Here is a 20,822-nt window from a genome sequence, read left to right as displayed (position 1 = left end):
GCATTCCCATATCGAAGGAAGCGCAACTGCGGGACAGGCCCTGGACAGGGTCGGGGAAAGGGAGAACGCGGCGTGAGCGAGACGAACTGGCTGTCGCTGGTGGCGCTTCTGATGGTGGCCGTTCTGGTGGTGCCGGCGGCCCTTCGCCGGAACCGCGGGGTCGTGCTGCGCAATGCGGCACTCTGGCTGGCGGCGATCGTGGCGCTCGTGTGGATTTATGATCGCTTCGGGCCGTTCGGCGCCAACTTCTGAGCGCAGCCATTGCGAACGGCCAGCCCGCAAGATGCCTCGGAAGGCCTCATGGGCTGGAATGCTTCAGGGACGGGTGTCCTCGTTCATCGTCATGATGCCGATTCCCATCGACACGCTGCCGAAGGTCAGCATCAGGCCGGCATAGAGCATGACGGTCGCGGTGATCCCGTATTCGCTGCTGCCGATCAGCGTCGCCAGATTGGCGACGTCGAACCACAGTAGACCGCTCGCCAGCACCACCGCACCGGCGACGCCCGCTGCCAGATGGCGCAGAAGGAACAGCAACGCCGCTTTCTCAAAGCTCTTCATGGCAGAGCCTCCCGGCAAACGCGGTTTGGATGACGGGAGGCTAATATAGGACCGAATCGGTCCCGGACAATCGATCCGCCGACATAGCTGCGGTCATAGCGCCGCATTAGCCCTTCGTACCAACGGTGATGGTCGGCGTGCCGCCCAGTCGGTTGATGATGGCCGCCAGTTCATCGGCCGCCGCCATCACCTCCGCCTCGTCGGTGCCGCGCAGAACCAGGCTGACACCGAAGAAGCCGTTGCGGAAGTAAGGATAGCTGCCGATCTCGAGATTCGGATGGCGATCCTGCAAGTCCGACAGGTCGGCGGCGATCACCCCCTCCCCCAACTCGCACGCAACCGTGCGGGCATGCAGCGCCGGCCCGCCGGCCAGCCGCGGCAGGATGCCGTCCAGCATCGCCCGCATGATGTTGGGCACGCCGGCCATGACGAAGACGTTGCCGATCTGGAAGCCGGGCGCCTGGCTGATCGGGTTGTCGATCAGGATGCCGCCGGCGGGGACATTGGCCATGCGCAGCCGCGCCTCGTTCAACTGGCCGGCGGCGTAATGGCGCTCCAGCCGGGATACTGCTTCCGGGTTGCGCTCCAGCGCCACGCCGAAGGCCTTGGCGACGCAGGCGGCGGTGATGTCGTCGTGGGTCGGACCGATGCCGCCGGTGGTGAAGACATAGGTGTAGCGGGCGCGCAGGGCGTTGACCGCAGCGACGACCTCCTCCTCCACATCCGGCACCACGCGGGCCTCGCGCAGCCGCACGCCGATCTCCGTCAGCTTCTCTGCGATGTGGCCGAGGTTGGCGTCCTTGGTGCGGCCCGACAGGATCTCGTTGCCGATCACCAGGACGGCGGCAGTGGGATTTGCGGCGGTCGGGTTGGCGGCAGTTTCAGACGTCATGGCGGTGGGGGTCTCCGTGGAACGCTCTTGTCGAGCGGGAAGGCCAAGGGTAGCGTCGCCGCCAAGATGCGCTTTCCCACCCCCCTTCTTCAAGGCCGCCTGATCCGCCGCTACAAGCGGTTTCTCGCCGATGTCCTGCTGGACGGGGCGGAGGTGACGGCGCATGTCCCCAATTCCGGCAGCATGATCGGGCTGAACATTCCAGGCTCCGCCGTCTGGCTGTCGCGCTCCGACAACCCCAACCGCAAGCTGGCCTACACGCTGGAACTGGTGGAGGCCGCCGCCCCCTGGGGCGAGGGGCTGGTCGGCGTCAACACCGGCCATCCCAACGCGCTGGTCGCCGCCGCGATCGCCGCCGGCACCATCCGGGAGCTGGCCGGCTACGACCGGCTGCGGCGCGAGGTGAAATACGGCCGCAACAGCCGAATCGACGTGCTGCTGGAGGACGACCCGGCCAAGCCCGGTGCCCGGCCTCCCGCCTATGTCGAGGTCAAGAACGTCCATCTGCGCCGCCCTGATGGCCCCCATGGTGATGCCGCCGAATTCCCGGACTGCGTCACCGCCCGCGGCGCCAAGCATCTGGAGGAGATGGCGGCGATGGTGGCCCAGGGCTGCCGCGCGGTCATGCTCTACCTTGTCCAGCGCGGCGACTGCACCCATTTCCGCACGGCGGCCGATCTCGATCCGGCGTATCATGATGGTCTGCGCCGCGCACTGGATTCGGGGGTGGAGGCGCTGTGTTGGTCTTGCGCGATCACGCCCGAATCGATTGAATTGGACCGGACGCTGCCGATCCGGCTGTAAAGCCGCGGCAGGTTCCGGCATCGGGCTTTCGGTTACTTGGCATAGGGGCTTTCGTCTTGGAACAGGATCACGTCGAATCCAACCGCGTCCGTCTTCATGGTCCGGAGGGATTCGAAGGCATGCGCAAGGCCGGCCGGCTGGCTGCGCTGGCTCTGGACTACATCGTCCCCTATGTGCAGCCGGGCGTCACCACGGGCGAGCTCGACCGCCTGCTGGAGCAGTTCATCCGCGACCATGGCGGCATCCCCGCCCCGCTCGGCTATCGCGGCTTCCCGCGCGCCAACTGCATCTCTGTCAACCATGTCGTCTGCCACGGCATCCCCGGCGACAAGCGGCTGGTCGACGGCGACATCCTGAACATCGACGTCACGCCGATCGTCGACGGCTGGTACGGCGACAGCAGCCGCATGTATCTGTGCGGCGATGTCGGCGTGAAGGCGCGTAAGCTGGTCGACGTCACCTATGACGCGCTGATGATCGGCATCGCCGCGGTGAAGCCGGGCGCCACGCTGGGCGACATCGGCCACGCCATCCAGACCTTCGCCGAGTCCCACCGCTTCTCGGTGGTGCGCGATTTCTGCGGCCACGGCGTCGGCCGCGTCTTCCACGAGCCGCCGTCGGTCCTGCATTACGGCAAGCCGGGCGAGGGCTTGGTGTTGAAGGAAGGCATGATCTTCACCATCGAGCCGATGATCAACACCGGCCGTCCCGACGTGAAGATCCTGGGCGACGGCTGGACCGCCGTGACCAAGGACAAGTCGCTGTCCGCCCAGTTCGAGCATTCCATCGGCGTGACGGCCGACGGCGCGGAGATCTTCACCCTGTCGCCGGCGGGGTACACCAAGCCGCCTTACGCGGTGGAGTGAGGCTGAGGGGCATTATGGAGTGAGTGGCGGGCGCCGTGTCGGGGGATGCGGCGCCCGAGTTGTTTTTGGCAACCACCAAGCACTCGATTGACCAGCGCCGCAACCAACAACACCGCAACAGCCCCAAAACGATCAAGGGCCCGGCAATTGCTTGCCGAGCCCTTGAAGAAACTGGTGCCGCAACAGGGATTTGAACCCCGGACCTACTGATTACGAATCAGTTGCTCTACCCCTGAGCTACTGCGGCGTCGTTGTGGCGCGGAACATAGCGAGGTGCTTCGCGGGATGCAAGCGGTGAATTTCGGAAAAATCGACCGCCCGCACTCATCCCTGCCATGCAGCCAACAGCCTCACCCATGCTGCCGGATCACCTCCAGGAAGGCGTCGGCGTAGCGTTCCAGCTTGCGCCCGCCCACCCCCGGCAGATGGGCGAAGGCGGCGTGGTCGCGGGGGCGCTGGGCCACCATCTCCAACAGCGTGCTGTCGTGGAAGATCACGTAGGGCGGCACGCTCTGCGCCTTGGCCAGCGCCGTGCGGCAGTCCTTCAGCGCATGCCACAGCGCGTCGTCGGCCGCCGACAGTGCGCCGCGGGCGCCGGAGCGCGACACGCCCTCCCCGCTCGATCCACCGCCGACACTGCCGCCGCCCCGCGCGGTGTGGCGGCGCAGCGCATCGTGGACGCCACGGCGGCGCTCCAGCACCGGGTCCTTGCGCAGCTTCACCACCCGCTGGCCCTTGATGACGGCAACTCCGGCATCGGTCAGGCGGAAGCCGCCATAGCCTTCCAGGTCGACGGTCAGCAGCCCGGTCGCCACCAGCTGGCGGTAGACCGACTGCCATTCGACCTTGGTCAAATCCGTGCCGACGCCGAAGGTCTTCAGCCGGTCATGCTGCTGCTGCACCACCTTCTCGGTGGCGTTGCCGACCAGAACGTCGATCAGGTGGCCGGCACCATAGCGCTGCCCGGTGCGGTAGACCGCCGACAGCGCCTTCTGCGCCGCGACGGTGCCGTCCCAGGTCTCGACCGGGTCCAGGCAGGTGTCGCAGTTGCCGCAGGGCTCCGGCAGTGTCTCGTTGAAATAGTTCAGCAGCACCTGACGGCGGCAGTCCGGCGTCTCGCAGAAGCCCAGCAGGGCCTCCAGCTTGCCGCGCTCCACCCGGCGGTGGCTGTCGCCGGCCTCCGACTGCTCCAGCATCTGGCGCAGCATCACCACGTCGGCCATGCCATAGGCCATCCAGGCGTTGGCGGGCAGGCCGTCGCGGCCGGCGCGGCCGGTCTCCTGGTAATAGGCTTCCAGGCTCTTGGGCGGGTCGAGGTGGCAGACGAAGCGGACGTTCGGCTTGTCGATGCCCATGCCGAAGGCCACCGTGGCGACCATCACCAGCCCCTCGCTCTTGATGAAGCGGTCCTGGTTGGCCTCGCGCGTCTCGGCGGGCAGCCCGGCATGGTAGGGCAGAGCCTCGCGCCCCTGTTGGTTCAGCCAGGCGGCGACATCCTCCACCTTGTTGCGCGACATGCAATAGACGATGCCGGCGTCTTCCGGGTGGTTTTCGCGCAGGAAGGCCAGCATCTGCTGGCGCTCGCTCTTCTTCGGCACCACGCGGTAGGTGATGTTGGGCCGGTCGAAGCTGGACAGGAAGACGCGGGCGTCGGTCAGGCCCAGCTTGTCCTTGATCTCGGCGCGGGTCTGCACGTCGGCGGTGGCGGTCAGCGCGATGCGCGGCACCATCGGATGGCGTTCGTGCAGGATCGACAGCTGCAGATATTCGGGACGGAAATCGTGCCCCCACTGCGACACGCAATGCGCCTCGTCCAGTGCGAACAGCGCCAGCCGGGTGCGGTCGAGCAGATCGAGGAAGCGCGGCGTCACCAGCCGTTCCGGCGCGACATAGACGAGGTCGATCTCGCCCTGCACCATCGCCCGCTCCACCTCCCGCGCCTCCGCCGGCCCGAGGGAGGAGTTGAGGAAGGCGGCGCGCACGCCAAGCTCCCGCAGAGCCGTCACCTGGTCGCGCATCAGGGCGATCAGCGGCGACACCACCACCGTCACCCCGTCGCGCACCAGCGCCGGGATCTGGTAGCACAGCGACTTGCCGCCGCCGGTCGGCATCAGCACCAGCGCGTCGCCGCCGCGCACCACATGGTCGATGATGTCGGCCTGCTGGCCACGGAAGGAGTCGTAGCCGAACACCGTCCGCAGCGCGTCGAGCGCCGTGGCCGGCCGTTGACCGGGGGCATCGTCGGACGCATCCCGGTTGCTGTAGGAAAACAACGAATCCACGCCGATGCGGTTCAGGAAAGTGGTGCCGGGGATCCGGCTTGTCGTCTCAACGACCCATCATGTGGCACAGATCGTCCCTGGGGCAAAGCCGCAAAGGGTCACGCCCGGGAACAAAGGTCGGACCCTTACCGCCACCACCACACATTGGTGTGAAACAGTGGCGCCCGCTCATCGTCCGCGTGTAAACTGAAAACGGCGGATGGGTGGTCCATCCGCCGTTTCAGAAGGAGGAAGGTGGCATGAAGAAGATGCCGTTCTTCCTGGTGCTCCAGTGGCGGCGATGGCGGATCGAAATCCGCCTGAACCGTCGCTAAACACCGGGAGAGTGCCGGCGGGTGCGGGATCACCTGCCGGCCACCTCCGAAAAATATACAGCCGCGCGGCCCGATTTTCAACGCGCGGTAATGGCCGCTACAGCAAATCCCGCAGCATCGCCACCAGCGGCACGTCGGCCGGCGGCATCGGGTAGTCGCCCATCCGGTTCGGGTAGACCCAGGCGAGCTTCTGCCCCTCCTGCGGCATCACGTCACCCTCCCACACCCGGCAGACATAGAGCGGCATCAGCAGGTGAAAGCTCTCATAGCTGTGCGAGGCGAAGGTGAAGGGCGCGAGGCAGCTTGCCGCCGTGTCGATGCCCAACTCCTCCTTCAACTCGCGCACCAGCGCCGCTTCCGGCGTCTCGTCGGCATGCACCTTGCCGCCGGGGAACTCCCACAAGCCCGCCAGCGACTTGCTAGGCGGGCGCTGGGCCAGCAGCACGCGCCCGTCGGCATCGACGAGCGCGACCGCGACGACCAGCAGCACCGGCAGCGAACCGGGTGCGGGGGTGGAGTTGGGATCGAAACAGGCGGTCATCACGCGGCTCCGGTGGCGGTCAGCTCCGATAGCTGCCGTTGATGTCGATGTAGCCGTGCGTCAGGTCGCAGGTCCACACCTTCGCCGTGCCCTTGCCCAGGCCGAGGTCGATGTCGATGTCGATCTCCTTGCCCTTCATGTGGGCGGCGACCGGCGTCTCGTCGTAACCGGGGACCTCCATCCCGTCGGCGCAGATCAGGGTGCCGCCGACGGTGATCTTGATGAGATCCCGGTCGGCGCGCTCGCCGGCGCGGCCGATGGCGGCGACGATGCGGCCCCAGTTGGCGTCCTCGCCGGCGACGGCGGTCTTGACCAGCGGCGAGTTCGCCACCGTCATGCCGATGCGCTTGGCGGCGGCGTCGCTGTCGGCGCCGCGCACGGTGATGGCGATGAACTTGGTCGCCCCTTCGCCGTCACGCACCACCTGCAGCGCCAGGTCGAGCAGCAGATCCTCCAGCGCGGCGCGGAACTCCGCCAGTTCGGCGGCATCGGCGCTCGACACCGGGGCGTTGCCGGCCTTGCCGGTGGCGAACAGCAGCAGCGTGTCGCTGGTCGAGGTGTCGCCGTCCACCGTGACGGCGTTGAAGGTGCGCTCGGTGAACTCCGACAGCATGTCCTGCAGCGCAGTGGCGGCAATGGCGGCGTCGGTGAAGACGAAGCCCAGCATCGTCGCCATGTCCGGCGCGATCATGCCGGAGCCCTTGGCGAAGCCGGCGATGGTCACCGTCGTCCCGCCGATGGTCGCGGTGCGCACCGAACCCTTCGGGAAGGTGTCGGTGGTCATGATGGCGCGGGCGGCCTTCTCCCACGCGGCGGAGTCGGCGGCGAGGGCCGGGGCCATCGGCGCCAGGCACTTGCCGATGGCGTCGGCGGCCAGCGGAATGCCGATCACGCCGGTCGAGGCGATATAGACCTCGTCCGGGGCGCAGCCGGCCAGATCGGCGGCGGCGGTGACGGTCGCCTGCACGGTGGCGTCGCCCGCCTTGCCGGTGAAGGCGTTGGCGTTGCCGGCATTCACCACCACGGCGCGGGCCTGGCCCTTGGGCAGACTGTCGCGGCACCAGATCACCGGGGCCGAGCAGGTCAGCGACCGGGTCAGCACGCCCGCCACGCTGGTGCCGGGATCCAGCACGGCCAGCAGCAGATCGTCGCGGCCCTTGTATCGGATGCCGCTGTTCGCCGTGGCGATGCGCACGCCCGCGATGGGCGGCAGCGTCGGGAAGCTTGCGGGAGCCAGGGGAGAAAGGGTCGTGGCCATGAAGGGGATTCCCGTGGTGGGGAGTGGTGGCATGTGGAGAGGGGTAGGAGTGGAGATGCTTGCCCCCACCTAACCTCCCCCGCTGGGCGGGGGAGGGACTGCCGCCACTCTCCCGCACAAGCACTTACTCCCTCCCCCGCCCAGCGGGGGAGGGTTGGGGTGGGGGCATAGTACGCCCCCGTCCCCTTACTTCTTCGCCGGCTCCGCCGGAGCGGCGGGAGCGGCCGGGGTCGCCGGAGCGGCAGCCGGCTCTTCCTTCGGCATCGGCGAGCCGTCGAGCTGGAAGGTCTCGATCGTCGCCTTGCCGCGCAGCTCTTCGACCAGCGCGGTGACGATGTCCTTCGACAGCGTCTGCTCCAGCTGCGGCTTCACCTCGTCCAGCGTCGGCTGCGGCTGGGTGCGCTTATCCTCGACCTTGATGATGTGATAGCCGAACTGGGTCTTGACCGGCTCCTTGCTGATCTCGCCCGGCTTCATGGCGAAGGCGGCGTTGGCGAAGGGCTCGACCATCGCGTCCTTGGTGAAGTAGCCGAGGTCGCCGCCCTGGGCCGCCGCGGCGGCGTCCTTGGACTTCTCCTTGGCCAGCTTGGCGAAATCGCCGCCCTTCTTCAGCTGGGCGATGATGGCCTTGGCCTCGTCCTCCTTCTCGACCAGGATGTGGGCGGCCTTGACCTCCTCCTGCGCCGGGTTCTCCTTCAGGAACTCCTGATAGGCCTTCTGCGTCGCCTCGGGGGTGATGCGGGCCTTGATCTCCTTCTGGATATAGGCGCGCTGCACCGCGCGCTCCTCGGCGCGCTTGATCTCGTCCTTGACCTCGGCCGAATCGGCCAGACCGGCCTTGTAGCCGGCCGAGGAGACCAGCTTGCCGCTGACCAGCTGGTCGATCACCGCCGGATAGATCATCTCGATCGGCATCTGCTGCACCTGGGGCGGCAGCTGCGAGACCATCCGGGAGACGTCCGACTTGCGCAGCTCCTCGCCGTTGACGCGGGCGACCACCGGATCGGCCGGAGCGGCAGGCGTGGCCGGAGCCGAGGCGGCCGGGGCCGGCGCGGGGGTGGCGGGAGCCGGCGTCTGGGCATTGGCGGCCAGCGCGATGCCACAGGCGGCAACCGACAGGAGCGCGGTGCGGAACACTCGTTGAACCATGGCGTGTCTGTTTCCTTCCGGCGGATGCTTTGCGACAAGAGGGCGGCCGATGGGTCGGGGCCCGGTTCGCATGGCCTGCGGCATCGGAGCCATCCGCCGCTCCGCGCCCGATTCCGCAGGGGATTAAGCATGGCTAGCCCGTGCGGGGCAAGGGGTGCGCTTGGGTCCCGCTGGGGAACCTGCTGCGGATCCGGCGGCCATGAGCCTCTCCAACGACCTGTGCCCCGCGTCCGGCAATACCAGCCCCGAACCCTCCCGTCAGCCGCCTTCCCGCTTTCTGGATACGATTTCATGGTTCCGTCATGCCCGCCGTGGGCCGGGCGGCGCCATTGTATGGTGTCTCAGGAAGGCTCCACCTGCCCGGTCTCGTTGACAGGGCCTTGCCATAGTCCTATGTGAGACCCGTCGATAGACTGGCCCGCATTCCGCTTCACTCCCGAGGTTTTCATGTTCGGCGCTCTCGCCCGCAAGATTTTCGGCACCGCCAACACGCGCGCGGTCAAGGCGCTGCACAAGACCGTGGCTCAGATCAACGCGCTGGAGCCGTCGGTCGCGGCGCTGACCGACGACCAGTTGAAGGGGCGCACCGACTGGCTGCGCGACCGGCTGGCCAAGGGCGAGACGCTGGACGACATCCTTCCCGACGCCTTCGCCACCGTGCGCGAGGCGGCCAAGCGCGTGCTGGGCCAGCGCCATTTCGACGTCCAGCTGATGGGCGGCATGGTGCTGCACAGCGGCAAGATCGCGGAAATGCGCACCGGCGAAGGCAAGACGCTGGTCGCCACCCTGGCCGTCTACCTGAACGCGCTGGAAGGCAAGGGCGTCCACGTCGTCACCGTGAACGACTATCTCGCCTCGCGCGACAGCGGCTGGATGGCGCGGGTCTACGGCTTCCTCGGCCTGACGACCGGCTGCATCGTCCACGGCCTGGACGACGACGAGCGCCGCGCCGCCTATGCTGCCGACATCACCTACGGCACGAACAACGAGTTCGGCTTCGACTATCTGCGCGACAACATGAAGTTCCGGCTGGAGGAACTGGTCCAGCGGCCCTTCAACTACGCCATCGTCGACGAGGTCGACTCGATCCTGATCGACGAGGCGCGCACGCCGCTGATCATCTCCGGCCCGTCCACCGACTCGTCCGAGATGTATGTCCAGGTCGACCGGCTGATCCCGATGCTGGTCCCTGAGGATTACGAGAAGGACGAGAAGCACCGCACCGTCAGCTTCACCGAAGCGGGCCAGGAGCACATGGAGCAGCTGCTGGGCCAGGCCGGGCTGCTGAAGACCGGCGGGCTCTACGACATCCAGAACGTCGCGCTGGTCCACCACTCGCAGCAGGCGCTGCGCGCCCATATGCTGTTCCAGCGCGACAAGGACTACATCGTCAAGGACGACAAGGTCGTCATCATCGACGAGTTCACCGGCCGCATGATGGAAGGCCGCCGCTTCTCCGAAGGCCTGCACCAGGCGCTGGAAGCCAAGGAGAAGGTGACGATCCAGCGCGAGAACCAGACGCTGGCCTCCATCACCTTCCAGAACTACTTCCGCATCTATCCGAAGCTGGCCGGCATGACCGGCACCGCCCTGACCGAGGCGGCGGAGTTCGGCGAGATCTACGGCCTGGAGGTGGTCGACATCCCGACCAACGTCCCGGTCAAGCGCATCGACCACGACGACGAGGTCTATCGCACCGCGACCGAGAAGTACCACGCGATGATCGACCTGATCGAGGACGCGCGCAAGCGCGGCCAGCCGGTGCTGGTCGGCACCACCTCGATCGAGAAGTCGGAGCTGCTGGCGGAACTGCTGACCAAGCGCGGCATCCCGCACAACGTCCTGAACGCCCGCCACCACGAACAGGAAGCCTACATCGTGGCCCAGGCCGGCCGCGCCGGGGCGGTGACCGTCGCCACCAACATGGCCGGCCGCGGCACCGACATCCAGCTGGGCGGCAACCTCCAGATGCGGATCGAGGTCGAACTGGCCGACGTGCCGGAAGGCCCGGAGCGCGAGGCCCGGATCAAGCAGATCGAAGCCGAGATCGCCGAGGCGCGCGAGACGGTCAAGCAGGCCGGCGGCCTCTACGTCATCGGCACCGAGCGCCACGAAAGCCGCCGCATCGACAACCAGCTGCGCGGCCGTTCGGGCCGCCAGGGCGACCCCGGCACCTCGAAGTTCTTCCTGTCGCTGGAAGACGACCTGATGCGTATCTTCGGGTCGGAGCGGATGGACAGCATGCTGCAGCGTCTCGGCCTGAAGGAAGGCGAGGCGATCATCCATCCCTGGATCAACAAGGCGCTGGAAAAGGCGCAGCAGAAGGTCGAGGCGCATCACTTCGAGGTCCGCAAGAACCTGCTGAAGTTCGACAACGTCATGAACGACCAGCGCAAGGTCGTCTATGAACAGCGCCACGAGGTGATGGAGAGCGAGGACATCGCGGAGGAAATCCGCGAGATGCGCCACCAGATCATCGCCAACATGGTGTCGACCGCCATCCCGGCCAACAGCTACTCCGAACAGTGGGACATCGACGGCCTGCACGAGGGGGTGAACCGCGTGCTGGGCATGGACCTGCCGGTTCACGAGTGGGCCAAGGAAGAGGGCATCGCCGAGCCGGAGATCGAGGAGCGCGTGCGTGAGGCCGCCGACCGCAAATATGCGGAGAAGGAGGAGGCCTATGGCGCCGAGACGATGCGGCATGTGGAGAAGAGCATCCTGCTCCAGATCCTGGACCAGGAATGGAAGGACCACCTCCTCCAGCTCGACCACCTGCGCCAGGGCATCAACCTGCGCGCCTATGCCCAGAAGGACCCGCTGAACGAGTACAAGCGCGAGGCCTTCGAACTGTTCGACAGCATGCTGATGGCGCTGCGCGAGCAGGTCACCACCATCCTGATGCATGTCGAAATCCGCATGGCCCCGTCGCAGGAGGAGCTGTTCGCCCGCCAGATGCAGGAGATGCACGAGGGCCGCATGGACCCGGCACTGGCGATGGCGGGCATGGGTGCGGGTGACGGCGACGCCTTGCCCGACGGCATGGTTCGCGCCTCGTCGCTCGCCGGCACGCCGGAGGATCAGCCGCTGCCGGCAGACGTGATGGAAAACACCCCGCGCAACGCCGCCTGCCCCTGCGGCTCCGGCAAGAAGTTCAAGCACTGCCACGGACGGATGGCGTAAGGGGTGATCGGTGGGGGTGCCTGCGCGTTGCCCCCACCCTTCCCACGGCTTCGCCGCGGGCCCCTTCCCTCCCCCGCTTCGCAAGGGAGGGAGTTAAACGCAAGACCAGCGGAGTTCCCTCCCCCGCCCGGCGGGGGAGGGTTAGGGTGGGGGTCTAACTCCCCTCCCCCCACGAAACCAACCCCTCCCCGTCCCGTTTCCCATCCACCACCACGGGGAAACGGAACGCCATGTTGGAAGAGTTCAAGAAATTCATCAGCCGCGGCAATGTCGTGGAGCTGGCGGTCGGCATCATCATCGGTGCGGCCTTTACGGGAATCGTCAATTCCCTGGTGAAGGACATCCTGATGCCGCCGATCGGCTGGGTCATGGGCGGCATCGACTTCTCCAACTATTTCTTCAGCCTGTCCGGCGGCCATTACGATTCGCTCCAGGCGGCCGAGGCGGCAGGCGTCGCCACCATCAACTACGGCCGTTTCATCAACGCCTGCATCAATTTCCTGATCGTCTCCGGCGCCCTCTTCATGATCGTCCGGCAGGTCAACCGGCTGCACATCCTGCACAGGGAAGTGCCGAAGACGCCGCCGCGGCAGGAACAACTGCTGGAGGAAATACGCGACGCCCTGCGCGCCCAGTCCAAAGGTGTCTCGACCGCAGCTTCGCCGTCCGACCGCTCCCCCTGACGGCACCTTCTCTCGACACGGGTGTTTGTCACGGGGTAAGGAGAACCCCCCGTTGCCGAGTCTGGGCGAACGGGCTACCCTCTCCGGCGAGATGGTGAGAGCGGGGCGGTGGCCACCGGATGACGGCGCCCGGTCCCGCCATCGCCATGCGCGCCCCCCGGCCAGAGCGATGTCAATGTCCGTCCACCGCTTCCCGCCCGCCATCCGCACCGGAACCCGAGGATGAGCCTCGATCCGCGGACCGCCCGTCATGGACGATCTGCGGGCCGGCCCTTCGGGAGCCGGCGCCTGGGGGGCCGGTGTCTTGCCGGCGGGCTGGTCGCCCTGCGCCTGCTTGCCGTCCTGCTGCTGCCGATGCTGGTCGGCGGCCCGGCCGTGGCGATCAACTCGCCATCGCCTGCCGTGCCGGCGGCCGAGGAGGGACCGCGGCCGGCCGAGGTCCGGGTGGCACTGGATGACAATTACCCGCCCTACAGTTTCCGCAATGCCGACGGCACCCATGTCGGAATCGTGAAGGATCTGTGGGCTTTGTGGTCGCAGCGGACCGGCGTCACGGTGCGGATGATGCCGAGCGACTGGAATCTGGCACGCCACGCGGTCGACACCGGCGCCGCCGACGTGATCGAGACCATCTTCCGCAACGGCGCGCGCGATGCGCTCTACGACTTCTCCACCCCCTACGCCCGCGTCGACGTGCCGATCTGGTTCAGCAGCGACCTCAGCGGGATCATCGGGGTGGAGTCGCTGCGCGCCTTCACAGTCGGGGTCAAGGACGGCGATTTCTGCGCCGAATGGCTGACCGACCAGGGCATCACCGCCTTCCAGAGTTTCCCCGGCTTCGAGAAGATGGTCGACGCCGCGGCCCGGCAGGAGACGCGGGTCTTCTGCATGGACGACCCGTCGGCCACCTATTACATGACCAAGCGCGGGGTGCAGGGGCGGTTTCGCTACACCGACCCGCTCTACACCGGCGAACTGCACTGGGCGGTCCGCAAGGGCGACGCGGCGCTTCATCGCCTGATCACCGACGGCTTCGCCCGCATCGCCCCGGAGGAACGCAAGGCGATCGAGCAGCGCTGGATCGGCCGCAGCCTGGGCGGGGTGAGCCCCGGACTGATCGACCTGCTGCTCAAGCTGCTGGCTGGGGTCGCGGTGCTGGGCATCGGCGCGCTGGTGTGGGTGCTGCTGCTGCGCCGGCAGGTCGAAAGCAAGACGGAAAGCCTGCGCACCGCGGTCGCCGCCCTGACCGCCAGCGAGGAGCGCGTCCGCACTATCTTCGACAGCGTCACCGACGCCATCTTCATCCACGACCTCGACAGCGGCGCCATCCTGGAGGTCAACCGCCGGATGGCGGAGATGTATCGCATCGGCGACACGCCGCTGACGGAAATCCATGTCGGGATGCTCAGCTCCGGCGTGCCGCCCTACACGCGGGACGAGGCGGCGGCCTGGATCCGCAAAACGTCCGGCGGCGAACCGCAGCTGTTCGAATGGCAGGCCCGCCGGCTGGACGGCTCCCTGTTCTGGGTGGAGGTCAGCATGCGGCGCGCCACCGTGGACGGCAACGACCGCCGCCTGCTGGTCGTCGTGCGCGACATCACCGAACGCAAGGCGGCGCAGGAGCGGGTGGAGTATCTGGCGCGTCACGACGTGCTGACCCTGCTGCCCAACCGGCTGCTGCTGCAGGACCGCACTGAACAGGCGCTGGCGCGGGCGGAACGCAGCGGCCGGCTGGTGGCCCTGGTCGCCTGCGGGCTCGACCGCTTCAAGACGGTGAACGACAGCCTCGGCCACGCCGTGGGCGACGCCCTGCTGCGCGCGACGGCGGAACGGCTGAAGGCCGCGGTGCGCGATACCGACACCGTCAGCCGCAGCGGCGGCGACGAGTTCATCCTGCTGCTGTCGGGCCTGCCCGACGGCGACGCGGTGGTCGAAACGGTCGCCTCCCTGCACGAGGCGATGGCGGCTCCCTTCCAGATCGACGGGCACGAGCTGACCGTCACCCTGTCCTCCGGCGTGGCGCTGGCTCCGACCGACGGCAAGGACTTCGCCACCCTGTTGAAGAACGCCGACACCGCCCTGCACCACGCCAAGGCCGCCGGCCGCGACACCCACCGCTTCTACGCCGAGGCGATGAACGCCGAGGCGGTCGCCCATCTCTCCACCCGCAGCGGCCTGCGCCGCGCGCTGGAACGGGGGGAGTTCCTGGTCCACTACCAGCCCCAGCTCAGCCTGGAGACCGGCGCCGTCGTCGGCGCCGAGGCGCTCGTGCGCTGGAACCATCCCGACAAGGGCATGATCCCGCCCGGCGCCTTTATCCCCATCGCCGAGGACAGCGGCCTGATCGTCCCCATCGGCGCCTGGGTTCTGGCGGAAGCCTGCCGGCAGGCGGCGGCATGGCAGGCCCGCGGCCTGTCGCTGTCGGTGGCGGTCAACCTGTCGGCCCTGCAGCTCCAGCGCAGCGATCTCGTCCGCACGGTCACCGGGGCGCTGGCCGACAGCGGTCTCGATCCGCTTCTGCTGGAACTGGAACTGACCGAATCGATGCTGATCCAGAACACCGATGTGGTGATGGACAATTTGCGCCGGATCAAGGCGATGGGCGTGCAGGTGTCGATCGACGATTTCGGCACCGGCTATTCCAACCTGTCCTATATCGGCCGCCTCGCGGTGGACAAGCTGAAGATCGACCGCAGTTTCGTCGCCGACCTCACCAGCAACCACGACAGCGCCAAGATCACCGCCGCCGTCATCCAGATGGCCCACGGCCTGAACCTGACCGCCGTGGCGGAGGGCGTGGAGGACGCCGAAACGCTGGAGGCGCTGCGCATCCTGAACTGCGACGTCGCCCAGGGCTATTACCTCGGCCGCCCCGGCCCAGCCGACGCGGTGGAACGCGCCGCCCGGCAGGTGAACCCGTTCAAGGTCGGGGCCTGAACGCGCAGTCCCCTCACAGTCCCTTCACCAGCGCGACAAGCTGGTCGAGCGCGGTCCCCCACCCCTGGTGGAAGCCCATCTCCTCATGCTGCGTCTTGGCCGCTTCGTCCTTGTGGAAGGCGATGGCGGTATAGAGCGTGCCGCCGGCCGTCGACTCTATGGTGACCGACGCGGTCATGAATCCGCCGCCGGTGGGACGGAATCCCGGCCCGAGCGCGTCGGTGAAGACCAGCAGCCTTTCGGGCTCCACCGCAAGGAAGCAGCCAGTGCTGTCGTTCCTCTCGCCGTTCGGCCCCTCCATCACCGTGCGGAACTTGCCGCCGGGCCGCAGGTCGATCTCGCAGGCGGTGGTCCGCCAGGGGGCCGGCGTGAACCACTTCATCAGAAGATCCGGCTCGGTCCAGGCCCGCCAGACAAGCTTCGGCGGAACCGCGACCTCGCGCTTCAGTTCAAGGTCGAGCTGCGGATTGAAGTCCGCTGGGGTGTAAGCGGTCATGGGGTCTCCTCCTCCCGTTCGTTCAGGTCCAGCACCAGGCTGTCCAGTTGGTCGAGCCGCTTGGTCCAGAGTGTCCGCTGGGCGTCCAGCCAGTCCTGCGCGACCGCCAGCGCCTCCGATTTCAGCGTGCAGGTACGCACCCGGCCGACCTTCCGCGTTTCGACGAGCCCGCTTTCCTCCAGCATCTTCAAATGCTGAAGAAAGCTTGGCAGAGCCATCTCGAAAGGTTTTGCAAGTTCGCTGACCGACGCCGGACCACGTCCAAGCGCCTGAAGAACCGCCCTGCGCGTGGGGTCGGCGAGCGCGCGGAAGGTCATGTCGAGTGCCGCATCCATGACGGCACCCTACCGGCAGTCGATACTTAGGTCAATGCCTAACTATCAGGGTCAGGCCGCCCCGTTCGCCACATGCAGGCTGATCACCCCGGCGACGATCAGGGCGATGCCCACCACCTTCATCACCGTCAGCGATTCCCCGAACACGAACACGCCGATGGCGGCGATGGCCGCCGTTCCCGCCGCCGACCAGATGGCGTAGGCGATGCCGACCTCGATGCTGCGCAACGCCTTGGCCAGCAGCACGAAGGCGACGCCATAGCACACCACCACCACGGCCGCGGGGCCGAGCCGCGTCATGCCGTCAGACATCTTCATCGCGGAGGTGCCGACGATCTCGAACAGGATCGCCACCACCAGATACAGCCAGCTCATCGCCGTCAAATCCCGACCAGCCCCGCGAAGCCGATCCCGCGGGCGGCGCAGGATGGACCGGGCGAGGGAGCGCCGCAAGAGCGGCCGAACACGGCCCACGCCGGACACCCACGGTTGACGCCACGCCCGGCGGGCCCTAGGGTCTTTGCCCTCATTCCTTGACTTTATCTATCTGGTTTCGAAAGGGTCCGACGATGACCGGCGAACGGGATCTGGCGTTGCAGGCGAAGGCATGGCCGTTCGAGGAGGCGCGCAAACTGGTCGCGCGCTTCGCGAAAGCGCCGCCCGCCAAAGGCTATGTCCTGTTCGAGACCGGCTATGGTCCGTCGGGCCTGCCGCATCTCGGCACCTTCGGCGAGGTGGCGCGCACCAGCATGGTGCGCCACGCCTTCCAGACCATGAGCGACATTCCGACCAGGCTGTTCTGCTTCTCGGACGACATGGACGGCCTGCGCAAGGTCCCCGACAACATCCCCAACAAGGAGATGGTGGCGGCCAACCTGGGCAAGCCGCTGACCCAGGTGCCCGATCCCTTCGGCACCCATGACAGCTTCGGCGCCCACAACAACGCCCGGCTGCGCGCCTTCCTCGACAGCTTCGGCTTCGAGTACGAGTTCCAGTCCTCCACCGACTGGTACAAGTCCGGCCGCTTCGACGAGGCGCTGCTCGGCATCCTGCGCCATTACGACGAGGTGATGGCGGTGATGCTGCCCACCCTCGGCGCGGAGCGTCAGGCGACCTACAGCCCCTTCCTGCCGGTCTCCCCCTCCACCGGCCGGGTCCTGCAGGTTCCGATGCTGGAGCGCAACGTCGATGCCGGCACCATCGTCTTCCAGGACGAGGACGGCAAGAAGGTCGAGCTTCCCGTCACCGGCGGCCATGTGAAGCTGCAGTGGAAGCCCGACTGGGGCATGCGCTGGTTCGGCCTCGGCGTCGATTACGAGATGTACGGCAAGGATCTGATCCCGTCGGCCGATCTCGCCGGCAAGATCTGCAGAATCCTCGGCGGCACCCCGCCGGAAGGCTTCAATTACGAGCTGTTCCTGGACGACAAGGGCCAGAAGATCTCCAAGTCGAAGGGCAACGGCCTGACCATGGAGGAATGGCTGGCCTACGCGCCGCAGGAAAGCCTCGCCCTCTACATGTTCCAGAAGCCGAAGTCGGCCAAGCGCCTCTACTTCGACGTGATCCCGCGTGCCGTCGACGAATATCTGACCTTCGTCGACAAGGTCCATGGCGAGGAGCCGGCGAAGAAGCTGGAGAACCCGGCCTGGCACATCCACAACGGCAAGCCGCCGGCGGTGCGCTCCGACGTGTCGTTCAACCTGCTGCTCAATCTGGCAGGTGCGGCGAATGCCGAGACCAAGGACACCATGTGGGGCTTCATCCGCCGCTACGCGCCGGACGCCACGCCGGAGAACAGCCCCTTCCTGGACAGCATGGTCGGCTATGCCGTGCGCTACTACCAGGATCAGGTGAAGCCGACCAAGCAGTTCCGCGCGCCCACCGATGCCGAACGCGCCGCCCTGCAGGACCTGCTGGCCAAGCTGGACAGCCTGCCGGCCGACGCGCGCGCCGACACCATCCAGAACGAGGTGTTCGCCGTCGGCAAGGAACACGGCTTCACCGAACTGCGGGCGTGGTTCCAGGCGCTGTACGAGGTGCTGCTGGGGCAGACCACCGGTCCGCGCATGGGCTCCTTCATCCAGCTCTACGGCATCGACGAGACCAAGGCGCTGATCCGCGAGAAGCTGGCGGCCTGATCCCGTTCTTTCCATTCGGATGAAAAGGGGGCGTCGAAAGGCGCTCCCTTTTTCGTTTACGAACCATTGCGAATGTTATCGTTTTCGAAATTGATCGTTCGTCTGACGTGCGACTCCCAATCTGCTCATGAAATGGGCGGAATACTGCATTTCCGCCCATCCGTTGGGCGAACCAAGCCTTATTCCATACCGCGCTATGCGGATGTCGCACCGCACCAATTCGAAAACCGTGGTACCGCTAACACGGCTGTGGCCGTACACTCCGCCTCGTTACTGCATTTTGCAGTGCGTTTCCTCCCTAGACTAAAGGCCGCGCCCCTATGGGCTGCGGCCCTTTTTTTGGCTTTTCCACACCCTCCGCCTCTCTACGCGCAGGATGTCACGGGCACGGCCGTAGCCAAATTAGGAACCCGTTAACCGGGACGGCGCTTCGATGGTGTGGATGCTCCCACCGCCGCCCTCGCCTCGCCTGAGCGGCGGCCCAACCCGAAGGTCCATGGTCCGGTGACAGCCCGGCGCTCCCCATCCCGCCCGTCCGCCGCTCTCCCGCCGGAGACGGACGGCGGAGTCGCGCCCGAGTTGATGGACTACCTGTTCGCCGATTCGCCGGACACCGCACCGCCGCCCGCACAGCCCGGCCGCAGCGTCGCCCGCCAGGTCGGCGACGTGCTGGTCGAATCGCGGCTGGCGGGCATGGGCGATGCCGACGTTCGCTCCACGCTGGCACGCAAGCTCTGCCGCCTGTTGCCCGACCTGCCGCCGGGCAGGGCCGACACCGTCAGCACCGTCGCCGTGCGCGCACTGGAACAGTTGGCCCGCGACCACATCGTCCGCGTGCGCGAAGCGCTGGCGACCGCGATCAAGGACATCGCCTGCGCGCCCCCGTCGGTGGTGGCGACGCTGGCACGCGACGTCGAACAATCGGTGGCCGAGCCGGTTCTGCGCTGCTGCGCCGCGCTCAGCGACGAGGATCTGCTGGACATCGTCGCTGCCGCCCCCGCCGGTTGGGCATTGTCGGCCATCGCCCGGCGCCACGGCATCGGTGCCGCCCTGTCCGACGCCATCGCCGGCAGTGGCCATGCCGAGGCGACCGGCATCCTGCTGGACAACAGCGGGGCGGTGATCGCCGAACCGACGCTGGAATCGCTGGTGGAGCAGTCCGCCCACCATCCCGACTGGCGGGAAAAGCTGGCCCGCCGCCCCGCCCTGCCCCGCCGGCTGGCGTTGCGGCTGGCGGATTTCGTCGATCTGGCGGTGGTGGAGCATCTGCGCCTCCGTCCCGATTTCGACGACGCCACGGTGGCGGAGATCGCCGCCACCACCCGCCGCCGCATCGACTGGGCCGAAGCTCCGGAAGCCTCCGAGTCGCCGGAACGTCGCGCCGTCCGCCTGCACCGGCTGGGCAAGCTGGACGAAACCGCCCTGGGCGACGCGATGTCGTGGAACGAGAGCGGATTCGTTCGGGCGGCGCTGACGCTCCGCGCCCGCGTGGCGCCGGAGGTCGTGGAGCTGATCCTGGACTCCCACGATCCGCAGGCGGTCACCGCGCTGGTCTGGCGTGCCGGCCTGTCGATGCGTTGCGCCATGCAGATCCAGGCCCGCGCCGCCGGCATCCACCCGCGCGCCATGCTGAACGCCCGGCAGGGCAGCGGCTTCCCGCTGTCCCCCGCCGAAATGGCCCGCCATTTGGAATGCTATGGGATTGGGCCGTAAGCTTGATCGTGCCGGCAAGCGTTGATTCCCTCCCCCGCCCAGCTCTCGCACAAAGCTACGCTTTGTGCTGACGCGACAGGCGGACCGTAGGTCCGCTGAGAGCGGAGGAGGGTTAGGGTGGGGGCAAGTGTATCAAGCCCCCTACACCCCAAACCCTTACTGCACGCCCCCGCGCGGCATCGGCTGGCGCGGCGTGACGCGGCCGGTCTGCGGGACCGGGGTGTCGGGCGAGACCTCCTTGTAATAGGGGCCGCGGTCGGTCGGTCCTTCCATCGCCTCGGCCGGGGTGACGATCTGCTCGCCGGTGCCGGCGTCGAAGGCGATCAGCGCCTGCTGGCGGACCTTGAGGCAGGCCTCGCGCTTGGCCGCCATCTCGGCCGACTGCGACCCGTCGAGCGTCACCAGCGGCAGCACCCAGCTGGACCGCTGGTCGGCGGGGATCGAGGTGTAGACGTAGTTGGTCAGCGGCTGGCAATAGGCGACGCTGGTTTCCGCCGCGGCGTCGGTGATCGGCGCGGCGGCGATGGCGGCGGTATAGTCGCCGACCGTCTGCGCCTGGGCGCCACCCGCAACCAGGGCACCGGCGATGCCGGCGCCGAGCGCCAGCGACATGGTCAGACCGGGAATGAAACGGGCCACGAGCTTGGCCATAAGCGCTCTCCTTCGACCA

18 protein-coding genes and 1 tRNA gene are annotated in these 20,822 nt (G+C 67.4%); 8 read left to right on the top strand and 11 right to left on the bottom strand.

Features of this window, described 5'->3' with window-relative positions; genetic code table 11:
* The first annotated feature begins 72 nt into the window (after window positions 1-72).
* Window positions 73-252, top strand: a complete 180-nt coding sequence (locus J2Y49_RS23540; RefSeq protein WP_014246704.1) for a hypothetical protein — start codon at window positions 73-75, stop codon at window positions 250-252.
* Between the two features lie 63 nt (window positions 253-315).
* Here the strand turns inward: J2Y49_RS23540 and J2Y49_RS23535 are convergent, their stop codons facing one another.
* Window positions 316-561: a hypothetical protein gene (locus J2Y49_RS23535; protein ID WP_310117411.1), complete on the bottom strand. Its 246-nt coding sequence runs from the start codon at window positions 559-561 to the stop codon at window positions 316-318.
* A gap of 106 nt (window positions 562-667) precedes the next feature.
* Complete coding sequence (locus J2Y49_RS23530; protein WP_310117410.1) at window positions 668-1,453, bottom strand: molybdopterin-binding protein; 786 nt, start codon at window positions 1,451-1,453, stop codon at window positions 668-670.
* 66 nt (window positions 1,454-1,519) lie between these two features.
* On the opposite strand from J2Y49_RS23530, the gene sfsA reads away from it, so the two are divergent.
* The gene (gene sfsA / locus J2Y49_RS23525; RefSeq protein WP_310117484.1) at window positions 1,520-2,257 is read left to right on the top strand and encodes a DNA/RNA nuclease SfsA; all 738 of its coding nucleotides are present in this window, start codon (window positions 1,520-1,522) and stop codon (window positions 2,255-2,257) included.
* A gap of 56 nt (window positions 2,258-2,313) precedes the next feature.
* The gene (gene map / locus J2Y49_RS23520) at window positions 2,314-3,123 is read left to right on the top strand and encodes a type I methionyl aminopeptidase (RefSeq protein ID WP_109152245.1); all 810 of its coding nucleotides are present in this window, start codon (window positions 2,314-2,316) and stop codon (window positions 3,121-3,123) included.
* Between the two features lie 172 nt (window positions 3,124-3,295).
* On the opposite strand, the gene J2Y49_RS23515 is transcribed toward map, so the two are convergent.
* The 5 genes from J2Y49_RS23515 to J2Y49_RS23495 form a co-directional block, all read right to left on the bottom strand.
* Window positions 3,296-3,370, bottom strand: a tRNA-Thr gene (locus J2Y49_RS23515).
* Between the two features lie 103 nt (window positions 3,371-3,473).
* Entirely contained in the window at window positions 3,474-5,405 is a 1,932-nt protein-coding gene (gene recQ, locus J2Y49_RS23510) for a DNA helicase RecQ (RefSeq protein WP_310117409.1), read from the bottom strand.
* A 411-nt stretch (window positions 5,406-5,816) separates the two neighbouring features.
* Window positions 5,817-6,260: a (deoxy)nucleoside triphosphate pyrophosphohydrolase gene (locus tag J2Y49_RS23505; RefSeq protein WP_310117408.1), complete on the bottom strand. Its 444-nt coding sequence runs from the start codon at window positions 6,258-6,260 to the stop codon at window positions 5,817-5,819.
* A gap of 19 nt (window positions 6,261-6,279) precedes the next feature.
* Window positions 6,280-7,518, bottom strand: a complete 1,239-nt coding sequence (argJ, locus tag J2Y49_RS23500; RefSeq protein WP_310117407.1) for a bifunctional glutamate N-acetyltransferase/amino-acid acetyltransferase ArgJ — start codon at window positions 7,516-7,518, stop codon at window positions 6,280-6,282.
* Window positions 7,519-7,704: 186 nt separating this feature from the next.
* On the bottom strand, window positions 7,705-8,667 hold the full coding sequence (locus tag J2Y49_RS23495) for a peptidylprolyl isomerase (RefSeq protein ID WP_310117406.1): 963 nt from the start codon (window positions 8,665-8,667) through the stop codon (window positions 7,705-7,707).
* Between the two features lie 447 nt (window positions 8,668-9,114).
* Here J2Y49_RS23495 and secA point away from each other — a divergent pair, with 447 nt between their 5' ends.
* The 3 genes from secA (at window position 9,115) to J2Y49_RS23480 (ending at window position 15,470) form a co-directional block, all read left to right on the top strand.
* On the top strand, window positions 9,115-11,850 hold the full coding sequence (gene secA / locus J2Y49_RS23490) for a preprotein translocase subunit SecA (protein ID WP_310117405.1): 2,736 nt from the start codon (window positions 9,115-9,117) through the stop codon (window positions 11,848-11,850).
* Between the two features lie 230 nt (window positions 11,851-12,080).
* Window positions 12,081-12,533 (top strand): large conductance mechanosensitive channel protein MscL, encoded by a 453-nt coding sequence (mscL, locus tag J2Y49_RS23485; protein ID WP_310117404.1) that lies wholly within the window; start codon window positions 12,081-12,083, stop codon window positions 12,531-12,533.
* Window positions 12,534-12,755: 222 nt separating this feature from the next.
* Window positions 12,756-15,470: an EAL domain-containing protein gene (locus J2Y49_RS23480; protein ID WP_310117403.1), complete on the top strand. Its 2,715-nt coding sequence runs from the start codon at window positions 12,756-12,758 to the stop codon at window positions 15,468-15,470.
* 13 nt (window positions 15,471-15,483) lie between these two features.
* Here J2Y49_RS23480 and J2Y49_RS23475 read toward each other — a convergent pair whose 3' ends face one another.
* Genes J2Y49_RS23475 through J2Y49_RS23465 form a run of 3 tightly spaced genes read right to left on the bottom strand, consistent with a single transcriptional unit; the run spans window position 15,484 to window position 16,676 of the window.
* Window positions 15,484-15,966 (bottom strand): SRPBCC family protein, encoded by a 483-nt coding sequence (locus J2Y49_RS23475; protein ID WP_310117402.1) that lies wholly within the window; start codon window positions 15,964-15,966, stop codon window positions 15,484-15,486.
* Entirely contained in the window at window positions 15,963-16,301 is a 339-nt protein-coding gene (locus J2Y49_RS23470; RefSeq protein WP_310117401.1) for a metalloregulator ArsR/SmtB family transcription factor, read from the bottom strand. The genes J2Y49_RS23475 and J2Y49_RS23470 overlap by 4 nt, the downstream gene beginning before the upstream one ends.
* Before the next feature lie 51 nt (window positions 16,302-16,352).
* The gene (locus J2Y49_RS23465) at window positions 16,353-16,676 is read right to left on the bottom strand and encodes a multidrug efflux SMR transporter (RefSeq protein WP_310117400.1); all 324 of its coding nucleotides are present in this window, start codon (window positions 16,674-16,676) and stop codon (window positions 16,353-16,355) included.
* 194 nt (window positions 16,677-16,870) lie between these two features.
* Here J2Y49_RS23465 and J2Y49_RS23460 point away from each other — a divergent pair, with 194 nt between their 5' ends.
* Both J2Y49_RS23460 and J2Y49_RS23455 read left to right on the top strand, forming a co-directional pair.
* Window positions 16,871-18,439: a lysine--tRNA ligase gene (locus J2Y49_RS23460; protein ID WP_310117399.1), complete on the top strand. Its 1,569-nt coding sequence runs from the start codon at window positions 16,871-16,873 to the stop codon at window positions 18,437-18,439.
* A 438-nt stretch (window positions 18,440-18,877) separates the two neighbouring features.
* Window positions 18,878-20,152 carry a DUF2336 domain-containing protein gene (locus tag J2Y49_RS23455; protein ID WP_310117398.1) on the top strand — a complete coding sequence of 425 codons (1,275 nt, stop codon included), beginning with the start codon at window positions 18,878-18,880 and terminating at the stop codon, window positions 20,150-20,152.
* Between the two features lie 156 nt (window positions 20,153-20,308).
* Here the strand turns inward: J2Y49_RS23455 and J2Y49_RS23450 are convergent, their stop codons facing one another.
* Window positions 20,309-20,803, bottom strand: a complete 495-nt coding sequence (locus J2Y49_RS23450) for a hypothetical protein (RefSeq protein ID WP_310117397.1) — start codon at window positions 20,801-20,803, stop codon at window positions 20,309-20,311.
* Between the last annotated feature and the right edge of the window lie 19 nt (window positions 20,804-20,822).

It is taken from the genome of Azospirillum sp. BE72, from assembly GCF_031455875.1.
In the GTDB taxonomy this organism is placed as follows: Bacteria; Pseudomonadota; Alphaproteobacteria; order Azospirillales; family Azospirillaceae; genus Azospirillum.
This window is presented reverse-complemented; position numbering and strand designations above follow the sequence as displayed.